Origin of the sequence: Leptotrichia wadei (genome assembly GCF_007990545.2) — a bacterium.
Taxonomy (GTDB): domain Bacteria; phylum Fusobacteriota; class Fusobacteriia; order Fusobacteriales; family Leptotrichiaceae; genus Leptotrichia; species Leptotrichia wadei.
This window is the reverse complement of sequence record NZ_AP019829.2, coordinates 226,030-242,737: the sequence shown is the minus strand read 5'-3', so window position 1 is coordinate 242,737 and position 16,708 is coordinate 226,030. Positions and strand designations below refer to the sequence as shown.

The 16,708-nt window shown below is 27.4% G+C and carries 12 protein-coding genes; all 12 read right to left on the bottom strand.

The window, feature by feature from the left end; genetic code table 11:
• Nucleotides 1-122: 122 nt before the first annotated feature.
• Complete coding sequence (locus FVE73_RS01195; RefSeq protein ID WP_232058520.1) at nt 123-3,797, bottom strand: LPS-assembly protein LptD; 3,675 nt, start codon at nt 3,795-3,797, stop codon at nt 123-125.
• 417 nt (nt 3,798-4,214) lie between these two features.
• Nucleotides 4,215-4,355: a hypothetical protein gene (locus tag FVE73_RS10790; RefSeq protein WP_232058551.1), complete on the bottom strand. Its 141-nt coding sequence runs from the start codon at nt 4,353-4,355 to the stop codon at nt 4,215-4,217.
• Nucleotides 4,301-4,444, bottom strand: coding sequence for a hypothetical protein (locus FVE73_RS10785; RefSeq protein WP_232058543.1), 144 nt, complete (start codon nt 4,442-4,444; stop codon nt 4,301-4,303). The genes FVE73_RS10790 and FVE73_RS10785 overlap by 55 nt, the downstream gene beginning before the upstream one ends.
• Before the next feature lie 58 nt (nt 4,445-4,502).
• Nucleotides 4,503-4,772: a hypothetical protein gene (locus tag FVE73_RS01185; protein ID WP_026239092.1), complete on the bottom strand. Its 270-nt coding sequence runs from the start codon at nt 4,770-4,772 to the stop codon at nt 4,503-4,505.
• A 353-nt stretch (nt 4,773-5,125) separates the two neighbouring features.
• The gene (locus FVE73_RS01180) at nt 5,126-5,980 is read right to left on the bottom strand and encodes a hypothetical protein (RefSeq protein WP_018499174.1); all 855 of its coding nucleotides are present in this window, start codon (nt 5,978-5,980) and stop codon (nt 5,126-5,128) included.
• 186 nt (nt 5,981-6,166) lie between these two features.
• Nucleotides 6,167-6,808: a peptidylprolyl isomerase gene (locus FVE73_RS01175; protein WP_026239093.1), complete on the bottom strand. Its 642-nt coding sequence runs from the start codon at nt 6,806-6,808 to the stop codon at nt 6,167-6,169.
• Nucleotides 6,809-7,048: 240 nt separating this feature from the next.
• Nucleotides 7,049-7,402, bottom strand: coding sequence for a hypothetical protein (locus FVE73_RS01170; protein WP_018499176.1), 354 nt, complete (start codon nt 7,400-7,402; stop codon nt 7,049-7,051).
• A 32-nt stretch (nt 7,403-7,434) separates the two neighbouring features.
• A complete protein-coding gene (locus FVE73_RS01165; RefSeq protein ID WP_018499177.1) occupies nt 7,435-8,355 on the bottom strand; it encodes a manganese-dependent inorganic pyrophosphatase in 921 nt (306 codons plus the stop codon).
• Between the two features lie 278 nt (nt 8,356-8,633).
• Entirely contained in the window at nt 8,634-11,828 is a 3,195-nt protein-coding gene (locus tag FVE73_RS01160) for a UvrD-helicase domain-containing protein (RefSeq protein WP_018499178.1), read from the bottom strand.
• Nucleotides 11,815-14,688, bottom strand: a complete 2,874-nt coding sequence (locus FVE73_RS01155; protein WP_018499179.1) for a PD-(D/E)XK nuclease family protein — start codon at nt 14,686-14,688, stop codon at nt 11,815-11,817. Before FVE73_RS01155 ends, FVE73_RS01160 begins: the two co-directional genes overlap by 14 nt.
• Nucleotides 14,689-14,958: 270 nt before the next feature.
• Nucleotides 14,959-16,056 carry an RNA-guided endonuclease TnpB family protein gene (locus FVE73_RS01150; RefSeq protein WP_146997816.1) on the bottom strand — a complete coding sequence of 366 codons (1,098 nt, stop codon included), beginning with the start codon at nt 16,054-16,056 and terminating at the stop codon, nt 14,959-14,961.
• 387 nt (nt 16,057-16,443) lie between these two features.
• Nucleotides 16,444-16,650 carry a preprotein translocase subunit SecG gene (secG, locus tag FVE73_RS01145; protein WP_018451309.1) on the bottom strand — a complete coding sequence of 69 codons (207 nt, stop codon included), beginning with the start codon at nt 16,648-16,650 and terminating at the stop codon, nt 16,444-16,446.
• Nucleotides 16,651-16,708 lie beyond the last annotated feature (58 nt).

The window sequence follows — 16,708 nt, the reverse complement described above, 5'->3', positions numbered from 1 at the left end:
AATGAAACAAACCTTCGATTTTTAGATGGGAAATAGTATTAAATCCTTATAAAACATCTTGATTTTACTGCAAAAAAATAACAAGGAACCAAAGTCCCTTGTTAAACAATAAATATATTTGACTATAATCCTGCTCCAAATTCAAATCCTTTTCCAGAATAATTAAACTGTGCATTTTTTTCTGGGAATGGAGTTACTCCAAATTTTAGTGAAACTACTGGATAATATCCTAATTTTTTATTATTAGGTTTATCCCATTTCATTCCTGCTCCAATTTCCCATTCGACATTTTCAAATCTATGTGTCAGTGTTGCCATTCCCAAAGTTAATTTATTAACTTTCTTAGCATACCATGAACTTTCATAAATTTCAGGATCAGAAGATTTTGGTGCTCCATTTTGCACATATTGGATCTTTCCTCCAACCCACCATGGCTTATCTGGATCTCGCGAAAACATATATTTTCCTTCAAATTCATGTTTTCTAAAGTCAAAAGTACTGTTACGAGTCGAATCTCTACGGTATATTCTATCTGGTCTTTCCATTATAAAAGCATATCTCACAAACATTTTTTCCAAATATCCAGCCTCAACTTTAAAAGTCAAATCATTAATTTTGTCAAATCCCTTCATTCCACTAGGATTAGCCGCATCAGAACCATCTATTTGCATATCCATCCCAATTTGAAAATATTTTTTATGACTTCTCAAATTTTGAAGTTTAGCATTAAAATCATTTAAACTAAACTTATTTTGACGATAATTTTCTTCTTCCACATAACTTTTATATGCTTCTTCCTCTTCACTACTTAAAAATAGTCTATCATCACTATTTACGACAATATTATCTATATTGGATTTATTGGCGTTATTAATAGAAAATTCCTGTATATTTGAATTTTTTACCATATTTATATCTTTAATTTGATTTTCTGATTTTACAATTTCTGCTCCTCTATCTTTTTCCTTTTTATCTAAATCAGCAGCATATCTAGGTTTAGCATTATTTTCATATTTATATAAAAATCCAATTGTAGTATAGTCATTTCCACGTATATATCTATCGTCTGAAGTAATGATTGGAGTATTTTTCAAATCTCTGTATATTTTTTTACCAAATCCAAGATTTATTCTAAAATAATGGTCTGACTCAAATTTTTTATTTTTCATTTTTGAAGTATCATAAACAAATCCTAATTTATGATAGTTCGTTTTTAATTTTAATGCTGGATATCCAAATGTTGCAATATTTCCATAAATATCATTTACTTTATTTAATGTATTTGTGTATTCAAATCCCCATTCATTAAAATTAACCCCAAAACTTCTTTCCTTTAGAGATTCCTTGTATATTTTCTGATTCCATCCGAGACTAGTATTATACGGAAATAACTGTTTATTTTTATCAGAAAATTTATATAGGAAGTTATCTCCATCATCTGATACATATCCATATTGAATTTCCCTATTAAAATCTCTTTCAGATTTAAAATCTTTAAATTCATATTCATCATTATTTTCAAAATTAAGACTTACAAAACGTTTATTTGCGATATCTGCTTTAAAATAATTTCTCACATATCTATTTTTTAACCAGTGATCCATGAAATGTCTATCATCTCTCATTGATAAATTATAGTTAAATGTTATATTTCCTATATGATAATTAAAATCATTTCTAAGTCCAATCGCATTTGTCGGAATTTCAACAATGTCATATCCTCCATAAGTTGCACTATCAGCAGTTGTCCGCTGAAAACTGATTGTTGCATCATTTGTAATTTTTACATCATACTTGTTATTATTTTTAGATGTATTATCAAAAATTGTTGTAAATAATCTTGTATCCAATGTAAAAATTTTCATTGATGGACTTTGCTTTATCGTATCTCCACTTGCATCTCTTACAACTTTATATCCTGTTTTTGAATTTAAATCTTCTATTTTTCTTCCATTTCTAAATTCAGGTACTGGCAAACTGCTATAATCACGATTTTCAAATGCTAAGTTATACCCAATAAATGAATTTCGTAATGGAATATCAATTCTGTCATTACCCATATTAAATTTTTGTGCCCTATATTTTTCATAAACAATTTTTTTAGGACGACGTATTTTCCCATTATCTTCATAGACTTTATAAATACGGCTTTCATCAGTTGTTGCTGGATTTAAAAATAGTGAATTATAATTTTCATTATCTCTTGTATAATCATATTCATATTCTTTTTTTATTATTTCAACTTGTTTTGCCTGTACCCCAAAATATAATGTATTTGTTAAATTTTGATAACCAGTACGAGGTTGATATCCAAAAAAGTCACTTTCTCTAAATGGATAATAATTTCCAAATGTCAATCCCCATTCCTTTCTCTTATCATAAGCAATATTTTGAACCCAATGAATAGTTTTATCATCGCCACGATCACGCATTCCTAAAAGTTCACCATATTCATCCTTATCTGTATTAAGATAATCAAATTTTATTTTTGGACCTCTAAAGTTAATTCCATAATTCCTTTTCTTTCTATACGAATTCAAATCTCCAACATATCCAGGATTAATATCTCGAAAATCTTCATTATCTACTGTTATTTCCACATCTTTATTACCATTTGTATATTTTATGCTCTTAAACAAATCAACATCTGTTCTACGTGGATCAAGATCATCATCCTTCATAATCTTGTCATTTATATCAGTCAATGCCTTTAATGCATGTTTATCCTGTGTCCAGTAATATTTTGCATTAAATTCTCCATTCTGACCAAGCTCCTGATTAATATTCATATCCCAGAAACCAATATGTCTGTATTTATCTACAAATGCCGTATAGTCATCCTTTAATTTTGCACCATCAACCGCATACATTAAATTAGTTGTAATATTTTGATAATTTAAATTCCAGATTCCATAACCTACATCATAAAATTTTCTATCTTCTTTAGCCTTTTTGGGTACATTTATAACTTTATGATTCCACTTAAAATCCCATTCCTTTTTATGATTTCCAATTGGAACAACAACCCTATTTACAAATATATTACCAGAATTATTCCCCCAGAAAGAATAATCATTTGAAATTTTTAAAGCTAGCTTTTGCTTTGTACTTAGCTCAAAATCAACAAATCCCTGTGCAAGTGGACCTAAATCATAGTCAAATCCCATAATTCCAAAAAGCCCTCTGTCGCTATCCATCCCAACATAAGGAAATAGTGTAGCCCTTTGAGTTGATGGCTTTAGGGAAGTTACATAATATGGTAATTTAAACCAAGTTTTTCCTCCTGCAAAAAAACCGATATTTCTTGCAACAGCTTTTCTATTTGGATAAATTTCCAACTCTTCTGCATTTATTTTATAACTTGGATTCTCATAAGGACTCGTAGTAAACCATCCATTTTTTATAAAAATTGCCTTATTTCCTAAACTTAAAGTTTCTTCACCACCATAACGTAATTTCAGGTCAGCATTATAACTTTCAGAATTAAATATTTTCGCTAGCTTTGTATCCATATCAAAAATAAGGTTATCAGCCTTTATTATTTGAGAACCTTGAGAAAATTCAACGTTTCCAGAACCTGAAAGAATATTTTTATTAGCAATCTTTTTTAATTTATCAGCATTTATTGTATAATCTCCATATTTTACAGTAACGTTACCTTCTGTTTCTATCTCTTCTGTTTCCAGATTTATTCTAGATTTTTCTGTTTCCAAATCTATTACTTCCCCAGCAGCGTTCAGCTTGCCACAAAGTATGATATAAAACAGCAAAATAAACAATACTTTATATTTCTTCATTCTTTTCATTTCTTCAACCTTTTTTATATAATATCTTATCAATCACTAAAATTATATCACACCTCTATGTTTTGAATCTGCTACAATTAAATCAATAAGCCTTTTGGCTATTTATATTATTCTAGAAAACATCCTTAATTCCTTAATTCCTTTACCGTTCCAGTTCAAAATCATCCGTATTTGACATACTTAATTATTGTTTTTATTATATCATAAGTAACAAAATGTTTCAAATTTTTTGTCTTTGAGAAAACAAATAAAAAATCTTATACTATTCCCCAATAATAATATAATAATAAGACTCCAGCTAGTTAATCTTAACTGGAGTCTTTATTATGTTTCCTTTCAAATGATTTACTGTTAATTATCCTTTTTTGATGATTTTTTAACTTCATCTTTTTTCTTTTCTTCTGATTTTTAATTTTTTTCTTTAATAACTAAAACTCCGTCTTCCAAATCAGCTATAAGATGTTTTGCATCAAGATTTTCAAGATGAAAATCAGTTACATTATCACGTATTTGTTGTTCGATAACACGACGTAATGGCTGTACACCCATCCTTCTTCTGTTAAAAATTCCTTTGCTGCATCAGAAACTGCTAAATCAATTTCTTTTTTAGAAAGAGTTTTATTTACTTCAATAAGCATTAAGTCAACAATTTGTGATAAATCTTTTTTATTCAAATGAGAAAATTCAATCACAGCGTTAAAACGGTTTAAAAATTCTGGACGGAAATTTTGTACGACGTGAAAGTATTTCTCCCGTTTCTTGAATTTCTTTATTACGTCCAATAACTGGATCTAATTTCCCATCACGAGCTTCCTGTGTTAAATTACGTCCAAGCGCAAGAATTACGTCTTTTTTCACACCTTGACCTTTCGGTGATTGAACCTGTACTTCATTACTCATTGGTAACTTTCCAGTTACACGATACTGTGCAAATTCTTCAGGTGTAACTTCTCTTCCATTTATCATATAACGACGATTTTCAGAATTGAATCCCCATACCTCCCATCAATTGGTTAAAAAGATCATCCATACTGTCAAAATTTCTGTTTATAAGCTTCTACCTCGCTTTTTTATATTTCTAAAATTATACAATCCTAAATATGTATTTATACCTTCAATTATTAGGAATGTCAAGAATAGATATAATTAATACTATTCCCCATTTAAAAAGCAAATATTTATTTTAATTATTTGAAAATAAATATTAGGTTTGATCTAAATATATTCGTTATTCAAGTAAAGTTCAGTATAAAAAAACCACCTTAATTCACTAATAAATAGTCAAAGCAGCTTTTTCATAAAATCAAGTATTTTTTTTATTAATTATTTTCCTCATCTTTTTTTTCATTTAATAACTGTGTTTCTATTCTTTTACTTTCATCTTCCACTTTATTTGCTTCATTTTCATAATTTTCTCTAGCAAAATAAAATTCTGAAGGAATTTCAGTATTATATTCTACATTTAAATAAACTATTGAAACAATTATTACTTGAAGTATACTAACAATTGAACTTATAAGTGTTCCTATAATAGTTCCTATAGTTCCTAAAAACCCCAATATAACTCCTATTAAAAGTCCTATAGCAGATAAAATGACCAAAGGTAAAAACATTCTAATTCTATTTCCCCGACAAAGAAAAAGATTATATTTAAATGTTTCGCCAATACTTCCTCTTCTAGACATATATGCAGGTATAAAATATAATATAAATAGTGATATAATAATAAAAACAGCTATTAGAATAAGAATTGGAATAATTATAGCCACTAAAAATCCAATACCTGCTCTACCATATAATGCCATTCCTATTATTCCGCCCATAAACGGAAGCAGAAGAAGAGCTGACAAAAATCCTGCTAATATTACGATTCCAAGCAATATGAATGATTTTACAGTTACATTACCTGCTTCGTATTCTTTTTCCTCAATCTTAAAAATAACTTTTCTGTAAAAAATCCATGTTCTGATTAAAGTAGCAAATGATACTAAAGTTCCAATAAAATCTAATGACTGAATTTTACTAAACAATATTGATATTAATGATAAAACTATAATAATTATCATATCTTTATTATCATTTCTAATCATTTCATTAAAAAGTTTATATGCTTCTTCAAAATATTGAGATAAACTTAGTTTTTCACTTTTTAACATTTTTCTTAATTCATTCATTTTTTTATCCTTTCATTATTTTATTTTACACTAGAATTTTAACATTTTTTTTTAAATATATCAAGAATTTTTAACTCTATACTGAACCTTTCTTAATATCAAACTGATGAAAATCAAGAATATTCATTTTTTGGAATAAATAAAAAATTTTTAAAACTCCCAATCAAAATCAGGAGTTTCATGTATTTATTGATTTGATGTTTTTTCTAATTTTGATTCCCATTCACTAACTTCATCAGGAAAATAATCTAAGAACTTGTCTATTTTTTTTCCTTTAATATCAATATTTAATATTTTGTCATTCTCTCTTAAAGTTCTTAATATACTCAAATCTTCACGAGATTTTATTCCTCCAATGATTGTATATTTTCCATTTAATTCCTTCATTGCTTGCATAGTAATAAAAAACTGACTGCTGTTAGTATTTGGACCTGAATTCGACATTGCTAATATTCCTTCAACATCAAAATTCAACCATTTTTTTATTTCATCTGGAATAAGGTATCCTGTTGTACCAGTTCCATTTTCAGCGGGGTCTCCCCCCTGAACAAGCCCATTTGGAACAACTCTAAAAAATTTCAAACCATTATAAAAATCATTTTTTGCTAAAAATACAAAATTTGCGACATTTTTTGGAGCAGCTTCAGGATACAAAAAAAATGTAATATCCCCCTTTGTAGTTTTCATTACAGCTTCCATCTGAAAATCCTTCATTGCTTTCTCAAATTTTTTATCTTCTTTTTTTTGCTGATTTCTGTGTCCTTTAGCATTCACAACACTAACCATTAAAAGCATTAACATGCTAACCAATATCGTTATTTTCTTCACTATTCTCCCTCACTTTTTTATTTTAAATTACAGTTCTTAAAAAACGAGAATTTCAAGAAATTCTATTTCTCAAGTTTATTATTAAGATTTTTTATAACCTTAATAAATGACCTACTTAATGCCTATACTAAATTTAACAAAAATTGTTATTATTAGCTACTTTAAACTTTATTTACATCATAACAAGGAGTCGCCCCTTGCTAAATAATATTTTTAAAATTTATATAATTATCCAAAAAACTAACGTGTCCTTTTTATATATTTTATAGTTTCTTCAACTTCAATTTTATTATTAAAGTCAAATTCTAAAATCCTAAAATTAATTTCCTCTACATCTAGATTATATTTTAGAAGCTCCTTTTCCTCCATAATATTATCATAAATTACAAGGACGGAAAACTGGTTTCCAAATCCGTCAACCAGCTCCAATGTGTTAATTACTCTATTTTTTTTCATGTTAAGGGAATTTCTTATTATTTCATTTGCTTCTCTTTTATTTCTAGCTTCTTTATAAAGTTCAGAAATTATCATTGGAAGTTTTATCGCAAACAAGATTTTTAGCTCTTCCCTTTTTTTAAATTTTATTATTGCCATTTTTAAAATCCTTATTTTTTATTTTTGTAATCTTATCCTTGAATTGCTTTTGTCAATGGCGGAATAATTTGTTTCTTTCTTGAAACTACACCTTTCAAAGTTACTAAATTACTGTCAACTTTTTCTCCAAATGCCTTTTCAACAATATCATTTCCATCACCAGAAATTAAAGCAGCAGAATCATTTGTCAAAATATTTGTAATTGCAAGCATAAAGAACTTTAGCCCCTCTTTTGCAATAATGTTATCAATTTCAGCTAATAATTTTTCTTTTCTTTCCAAAACTTCTGCTTCATTTACAGTATTAACTTGTGCCACACCAATTTTTGCACCGTCAATCTCAAAGATTTTCATATCCATATTAAGAAGTTCCGCTTCAGATTTATCTCCAAGTGCAGTTCCAGCTTTTAACATTTCAAGTCCATATTCCTTTAAATCTACTCCAGCAATTTCAGCTAATTCCTTTCCAGTCTTCGCATCACATTGTGTACAAGTTGGAGATTTGAACAATAATGTATCTGAAATAATGGCACTTAACATAAGTCCAGCAGTTTCTTTACTTGGTGTAAGACCATTTTCCTTAAATAATTTTAAAATAATAGTTGCAGTACACCCAACAGGCTCTACTCTTGCGTACAATGGTTCATCCACATTAAAGTTTGAAATTCTGTGATGATCAATCAATTCCAAAACCTTTGCTTCTTCAAATCCATCAGCAGTTTGAGTTCTTTCATTATGATCTACTAAAATAATTTCCTTTCCAGCCACATTTTTTACCAATTCAGGCTTTTCAACTTTAAAATAATTCAAGGCATATTTAGTTTCTTCATTGATTTCCCCAAGTCTTACAGCCTTTACATCTTTTCCCAATTTATTTTTCAGTTCCGCATAAGCAATTGCCGAACAAATTGTATCTGTATCTGGATTTTTGTGTCCAAAAACTAATATTGACATATTTTTTTCCTCCTAAATTTTAATCATTTTATATTATTATAACCTATTAATCTTATTTTTGAAATAGAAAAAGCCATTTTTTGAAAAAAACTTAAAATAATAGATATTCTAAAGCAAGAGTTCTCGTTCTTTGTTAATTAGTTCATCAAATACTTTTATAATTTATAGTAAGACTGAATTGAATTAAAACTGAATTTCAAAAACTATGACTATTTTACTCAAATCCTAAGTTTATATAATTTTTAATAATTTAATTTTGAATGGGTTCAAGTATATTTTTAAACTTCCAATAATTTTACATCAATTTCATAATCCTCTGAAACTTTTCCCCTTAAAATATTCTTATATTCCTCAATTTGCTCCTGATATTCTTTTTTCGTTTCAGGCTCAAATCCAGTCTTGTAATCATAAATATAAATTTTCCTGTTATTCTCATCAATATTAATTCTATCAATAATACGCTTTTTTCCATCAGAATCATAGATTTCAAATTCTGTATAAACTTTGTATTTCTCATCATAAATACCGCTATTCTTTTCAATAAATTTATCCATTCTGACAATCAGTTCTTCCACAATTTTTTTCCCCAGCATATTCCCATATCGGCTCAAAAGTGCAGATTTTGCTATTTTTTTCTCATTTTCTAAATCATTCAGAATATGTTCGAAATAATAGTGCATTGCAAGACCTTTTTTACGCTTAAACTCATTTTCCAACGTATTTAGCGATGTTTTTACAATAAACTTATCATCGTCAAAATATGTCTTAAATAAACTATTGCTAATTTTTACATCTGAAGTATCTGTTGTTTCTTCAGGAATTTCTGATTCTACGATTTCACCTATTTTGTATCTATTCTCATCTCCGTAGACATCAATCATTCTCTTTGCTAGAGTATCTGTATATCCATTTTTGTCAGTAATTTCAGCATCGAATAACAATATCAAATTTTTCTTGGCACGAGTCAATGCGACATAATCGTTATTAATTTCTTCCATTTCTTCCTTTTGAGCATTTTTATCTATAATTTTACTCAAGTCATTTTTAATCATTTTCTTATCATAACCTGAAAACAATAATATAAATTTTTTCACATCAGAAAATTTTTCATCAAAATCTAAATAGCTTTTTAAATTTTCTTTATCGTTATTTCCCTTGTTTGATTTACGCTTATAATAAAATACCGTATCAAATTCCAATCCCTTTGAAGCATGAATTGTCATCAAATTTATTGCATTAATATCCTTACTGCTGACCTGTCTAAAATTGTCCTTTCTTTCCTCAATAAACGTAATGAATTCATACAAATTACTGTATTTCTTCAAAATGTTAAAAAATATGAAAATATTCTTTAAATCACTATTTGTCGAATAAAATTTCGTTATCTCAAAGTTCTCAACAAGTTTTCTCGAAAAATTTTCCTTTTCATATTTATTATTCAAGTCAATCGACAATGCTCTCAATTCCTTAACTTTTTCAAGAATTTTCTCAAAAATCAAGCCGTTTCTTTCTAGAATATTAATTCTTTCATATTTCAAAAGTTCTTCTTTTGTATTTTCATCTTCCTGCATATCAATAAACTCTTTAAAACTAATTATTTTTGAATTTTTATTAACCTTCTCAAAGCTATTTCCATTAATATACTTAATAATCTCATTTTTATTTTCAAGCAAATATTTTACATGGCTATTCAATCCACCTATCAAATCACTTCTCATAAATTCCAACAGATATTTGAAATTATCAAATGCATAAAATTTAATTAGCTGATACATCGGAACAATTGGCTTATACTCTAAAATTGTTGTTTTGCTTTCAAGTGTATACGGAATTTTCGCCTCATTCAGCACATCTGCAATTTCTTTCAGGTGTGTGTTCGTACGACAAATGATTGCACTTTTTCCTAAATTTTTTATTTGACCATTTTCTATCATTTCAATAATTTTCATGTAAATTCTTGGTGCTTCTTCTTTTGTATTTTGAATAAAATATCCAAAATATCCCTTCTGGTACTCTTTGTCATCTCTGTAATTTGAATCAGCATAATTCCATTTTGCATCATAACCATTAAAGATTTTATTAACATTTTCAATAATAGCCTTATAACTTCTATACGATTTATCCAAATTCTGAACATTTCCTTCGATCATCGTCTCCAATTTCTCAAATAGCTCCTTCTCACCGCCACGCCAGTTATAAATACTCTGTTTCTCATCACCAACACAAATAATATTTTCCGAAGTATTCATCAGCAATTTCAAAATTTTCCATTGTAAAACACTCGTATCTTGAAACTCATCAATCATAATCGTATCTATTTTTCCACCAATTAATTCAAGAAAGTCTTCCGTTACCTTATCATCTTTTACAAATTTTAAATCTTTATTGAAAATAAATTCATACGTATACACTAGAATATCATTATAAGTAAGTCTTTTGGAAGAAATTTTTATTTTTTTAGCGATATTAAATATTATTTGGGCTATATTCTTTAATTTTTTGTCTAATGGCAAAATTTTTGTTAAATAGATATATTTAGACAATCTCTCTTTTAATTGATCCTTACTTTTTTCAGCACTTTCCCTTTCATCCGACATATCTATTTTTTTAGTATCACCTACAACAGCATTTATCCAATATGGTTCTTTATCTTCAACCATCACTAAAAGAGCATCATTTTGTTCAACTAATTTTATTTTTTCTTTTAATTTTTCATTTTCATTTAACTTTTGGTTTTCTAAAATTTTTATATATTCACAAAAGAAATTTTCATACTTTTTTCTGTATATGCTTTTACTTTTCTTTTTATCATGTGCTTTTTTTAATGTATCCACAATATCATCTAGATTATTTAAAAAATTATACGATACTTTCTCTTCATTTTCCATCATCTCAAAATCTTTAGCCAAAACAAAATTAGACTGCATCCCCAATATCTCTTCAATAATTTCCATATATTTTTTAATATTTTTCTTCTCTTTTTTTTCATCAATAATAAATTCAAAATCTTTAAAAATTTCCTTATTTTCAATAATTTTAATCAAAATTTTTGAATAAAATTCATCAGTTTCCTTATCTAGAATCTCATAATTATAAGTATTAAAATACGGTGCAATCGCATTTTTAAAAATTTGATTTGTAAAACCATCTATCGTGGAAATCCGAATATCCTCTTTATTTTTTATCATCTCAAAATAAATATTTTGCAATTCCTTTTTATTCAAATTATCAAATTTATAAATTTCTTTTAAGTTTTTTTCTAATTCTACCCTATTTCCTTCATTAAAAGCAATTTGATGCAAAAAATCATAAATTCTCTCTTTAATTTCAGCAGTCGCCTTTTTTGTAAACGTCATTACAACTATATTTTTATAATTAACACCTCTTATTAAGTTAGCTATAAATTCTAGCGACAATCTGTATGTTTTCCCTGTTCCTGCACTAGCCTTTAAAATTATATTATTCTTCCTCATCACCTACTTCATCCTCCCCTCTGCAAATACTTTTATACTCTTTGTAAAAATAATTTTTTTGATCTTTAAAATTCCCTAAATCATAATATTTTTCAGTTTGATATCTTGTAATAATTTCCTCAACAGTTTTTTTAGTCAATATCTTATCTTCATTTCTTTCATCTGACACCAATTTCCCTTCCCAAGTATCAACAACTATTTTCTCAATTTTTTTCTCTCCATCATTTTCCAGCATTAACGAATAATAATCCAACTGTTCCAATGCCTTGTCAACCTTATAATTTTTATAACCTTTTTTACTGTCTTTCAATTTCCCGGATTTATAATCAAATAAATAATCCTTATCACTAGTTTTTATATGTAAATCCGTAACTCCATTAACAAACACATTTTCAAACAATTCTTTTTCTGAAGAGAGCTTTATTCTTTCCTCAAAATGAATTTCGATATCCTCTTCCTCTTTCAATTTTTCAGTAAATTCCCTGAAATATTTCTCTGCCGAATTTAAAATTTCTTCAAACGAAACTTTTCTATAAAATTCTAAATATTCCTTAGGAACCTTGTAATCAAATGAATTTAGAACTCTTTTCAAAATTTCTGATAACTGATTCCGATCAATCTTAAAAATTTTATTTTCCAAAGCAACCTTATTTTCCATTACAACATTTTCATAAAATGCATGAATTATAGTTCCAAAAATCTTAACATTTATTTCATCTTCGATTTCTTCGACTTCCTGCTCACCAATTGCCTTTTCCAAATAATATCCATACTCAAAATCTCTCATTTTCTCAAATGAATAATATCCCAAACTCAATTTTTCATTTCTTATTTTTTCAAAATTTTTCTCCAATTTCGATGGAATAAACTCACCAATTTCCTTTTGCACCCATTTCTCTGTTCTGTCCTTCAAAAAATATTTCTTTGCAAAAAAAAGTTCTTCTGCTTCACTTATCTCACCTTTTATAACTCCAATTCCATACTTCAACTTCAATTCCTCAATAACACTCGCCGAATCAACATTGCTTTCCAAATCCTTAACATACGCCAAATACACATTTTTCGCTGCAAGAATATTTTGATAAATTTTAAATATTTCAATCAATTTTTTATCATCACTTGTAGGAAGACCCATTTTCGCACGCTGAACTTTTGAAAACAAAAAGTTATGAATTTTCACCTTTGGAAATGAATCTTGTAAATTTAAAATAATTATATTTTCCTTCGTATTTTCAGAAATATTTGCAAAGGAATTTATTGAAAAAGCATCTTCAGATTCATCTTCAATACTGTCTTCCAAGTTCAATCCAATTGATTTTTTATCCAAATATTTCAAAAACAATTTCAATAAATTAGATGAAACATTTTCATCAAAAAATTTATCCCACAAATTGTCAAAGCTAAAATCTTCCAGCACAACCATTTCTGACAAAGCCTCAAAATACTTGTCTTTTACATTCTTGTCCTGTTTCACTTTCTCCTCATTATCCAAATAAATTTTTTCCAAATAATCACTGTATTCCTTCAATGTCGTATACCCACAAATCTCTTCTAACTCTTCAACAAATTTAATAATTTTACCAACAGCCATCATTCTTTGCTTGTAAGTTTCCTTAAATTTTTGCTTTTGATTCTCTTTTTCTAATTTTTCCAAAACTTCTTGATTTATTCGCTCCAATTCCTCTTTTGAAATGTACTTGTAATCCTTTGAAACCAAATCTTGAAAAATATAATAACTTTCCTTCAAGTCAAAAATCTCCAATAAATCATTTGATTTATAAGCATCATAAAAATCTTTCATTCGAAATAAAAGTAATTTTTCCTTATTTTTCCTGTCAATTTCTTTCACATTATCCAACAAATTGTAAATCAAATTCAAGATTCGATAGATTTTTGTATCCTTCATTGTTATTTCCAAATTTGAAGAAATCTTTTTCTGTCTCAAAAGCTGATAATCACTTTTCATCTCTTCTGCATTTTCTTGTGCTTCAAAAATCCGATAATTTTGTTTCAGAAGCTCATTTTTGCTGCTTGATTTTTTATTCTCTTTCTCAACTTTCTCTAATTTTCTAACCAGTCCCAGCAATTCTCCAAATTTACTGCCAAATTCATGAATTTCAATATTTATATTCTTCTCATTAAAAACTTCCTTCGCTGGTAATGAAAAACCTTCAGATATTTTCAATTCTTTTTCATCAAAATCATTTTCCAACAATTGCAAAATATTTTCCACAATTATCCCTTTTTCCTCAAATTTTTCCACAAGTTCCTTTTCAAATGGAGAAAATCTGACTTTATTCACAAAATAAATCTTTTTATATCTTTTCAAAAAATTATCCGAAATATTTTTCACATTTCTAAGCATATATGGCAAAATCAGCCCCTTCAGCTGACAAGTTTCCATCACCTTTTTATCCACCATTTTCAGCGTCTCAAACAATTCTTCCTGCCATTTTTCCAATTCAACCTTTTCCAAATTAATCTTATGCTCCTGTAATTCCGCAAACAAATTGTAATAATTATAAGCAATGTCGATAATATCATAATAACTCGACACTTCCAATCTCTTTTTCAACTTTTCATCCAACGAATTGTAAAACAGGACAACTTGTTTTTCCTCTTTCACAACAATTTTATCAGTAACAAACAGATTTTCATAAAAATCATAGCTATTCATCATCTTGAAATTCTGAAAAATCCCTAATTCCTGCTGTATCTCCTCATCTCGTAAAAACTCCCTTTTAATCTCAAAAAACGAAGCCGAATTTTCAAACACAAAAAGCACATCTTCATTTTTCCTAAATTCTTCAAATAATATCTCTTTTAAATCAGATCCAATATTTTTGTAGTTAATTTCCATAATATCCTTCCCTCCCTAATGTTGAAATTTTCCTCTTTCAAATTTTTAATTCTATAATTAATGTTTTATTTAATAATTTTTTCTAATTTTCATAAAGAACTAACTTAATTAATAACCCCATTTATATTTTTAAACTTTACTTGAAATTTATATTAAGTGAACTATTCCCGCTTTTAGAAGCGGGAGCTTCTTGGGAAGTATCTGCTTTTGCTAGCCAAATATATTTACCAAGCTCTTCGGGTAGTTCCTACCCTGTCTTCTTTTATTTTCTTAATATTCCAACATCGATTTTCCAATGTCTTTTATATTCAATGCTGCATTGTAATCTCTATCAATTTCAATCCCACAGCATTCACATTTATAACTTCTTTCTGATAATTTCAGTTCCTCTTTAACATTTCCACATTTACTACAAGTTTTCGACGATGGAAACCACTTATCTATCTTCAAAAATTGCTTTCCTAAAAACATCAGTTTATACTCAAGCATCCTCAAGAACATTCCCCACCCATTATCTCCTACACTTTTACCAAAATTTAATGACTGGCTCATCCCTTTCATATTCAAATCCTCAACAACCATAGCATTATACTCTTCAGATAATTTTTTTGATAATTTATGCAAAAAATCTCTTCGACAATTTTTGATATATTCATGCAATTTTGATATTTTCGCTTTTTGCTTATACCAATTTTTAGAAAATTTTACTTTTCTTGACAATGATTTTTGTAATTTCTTTAATTTTTCTTCCAACATCTTAAAATATCTTGGATAATTAGCCCTTTGGTTTTCAGAACTGACAAATAATTCAGACATTGAAAAATCAAGTCCAATCACTTTATCTTTACTAGCTACCTTTTGAATTTCTTTTTCAAATTCCGCCAAAACAGAAACATAGTAATTTCCATTACTATTTGTTAGTGTTACCGACTTTATTCTGTAATCCTTTGCTATTTCTCTATGATATTTCAATTTTACTTTTTTCAATTTTGGCAAAACCAAATATTCGTTTTCCTCAATTCGTATCGAATTATTTACACAATTTGTTGTGTAACTTTTAATATTATTCTTTTTAGATTTGAACTTTGGAAACTTCGCTCTCTTCTGAAAAAAATTTGTAAACGATCGTTTTACATTCAATTGAGCATTTGAAAGTGCCAGACTGTCAACTTCTTTCAAAAATTGGTTTTCACTTTTCAAACTGGCAGGTGTAATTATTTTATTTTTTCCCGTTTCTTCATAAAATTTATTTGCAGCATACAAGATCGTATTGTAAACAAAACGAACACATCCAAAAGTCTTATTTATCAATAATTTCTGCTCTTTATTTGGATAAATTCTGTATCTGAATGCTAAATTATATTTCATAAAATTACACCTCCTTTTGATTTTGAATATTATTTTTAATTATTTCTTTAGAAATTTTATTATTTATAACTTCTTTTCGATATTTTATACAAAAATTGTATCATAGACATATCCTTTTTTTAATTTTTTTACAAAAAAAGCAATTCATCTCCCACTTATAGAAGTCGGAGACTTCTTGCTATCTTTTTGTTAAAAAATGAAAAAACAAAAAACTACAGAAAAAATTTTTATTGACAAAAACTCACTTTATAAATTATCTTTTATTATTATAACATTTTTCTGAAAAAAACTGAAAAAAAAATCACAGCTAATATTCTTAACTGTGATTCTAATATTTTTACAAAAAAACAAAAAAATTTACTTTTTAAAATTTCTATTCAAAATTATTTATCTTACAATTTGGAATAAAATTGCAACAACTAGAAATAATGTTGCAACGATTTCTGTAAATTTTTCAATTCCTTCTTTTTCTTCATCCAAGATATTTGCAGAACTTTTTGCTAAACCTTGGCTTCTGTCTGGCTGTAGTAAAATTACACTTATCATAATGATTGATAAAATTACTAAAGCTACTATTAACAAATTTTCTAACACTTTATTAGTTCCTCCTATAATCTAAAAAACAAGAGAATAGTTAATTATTTTTTATTTT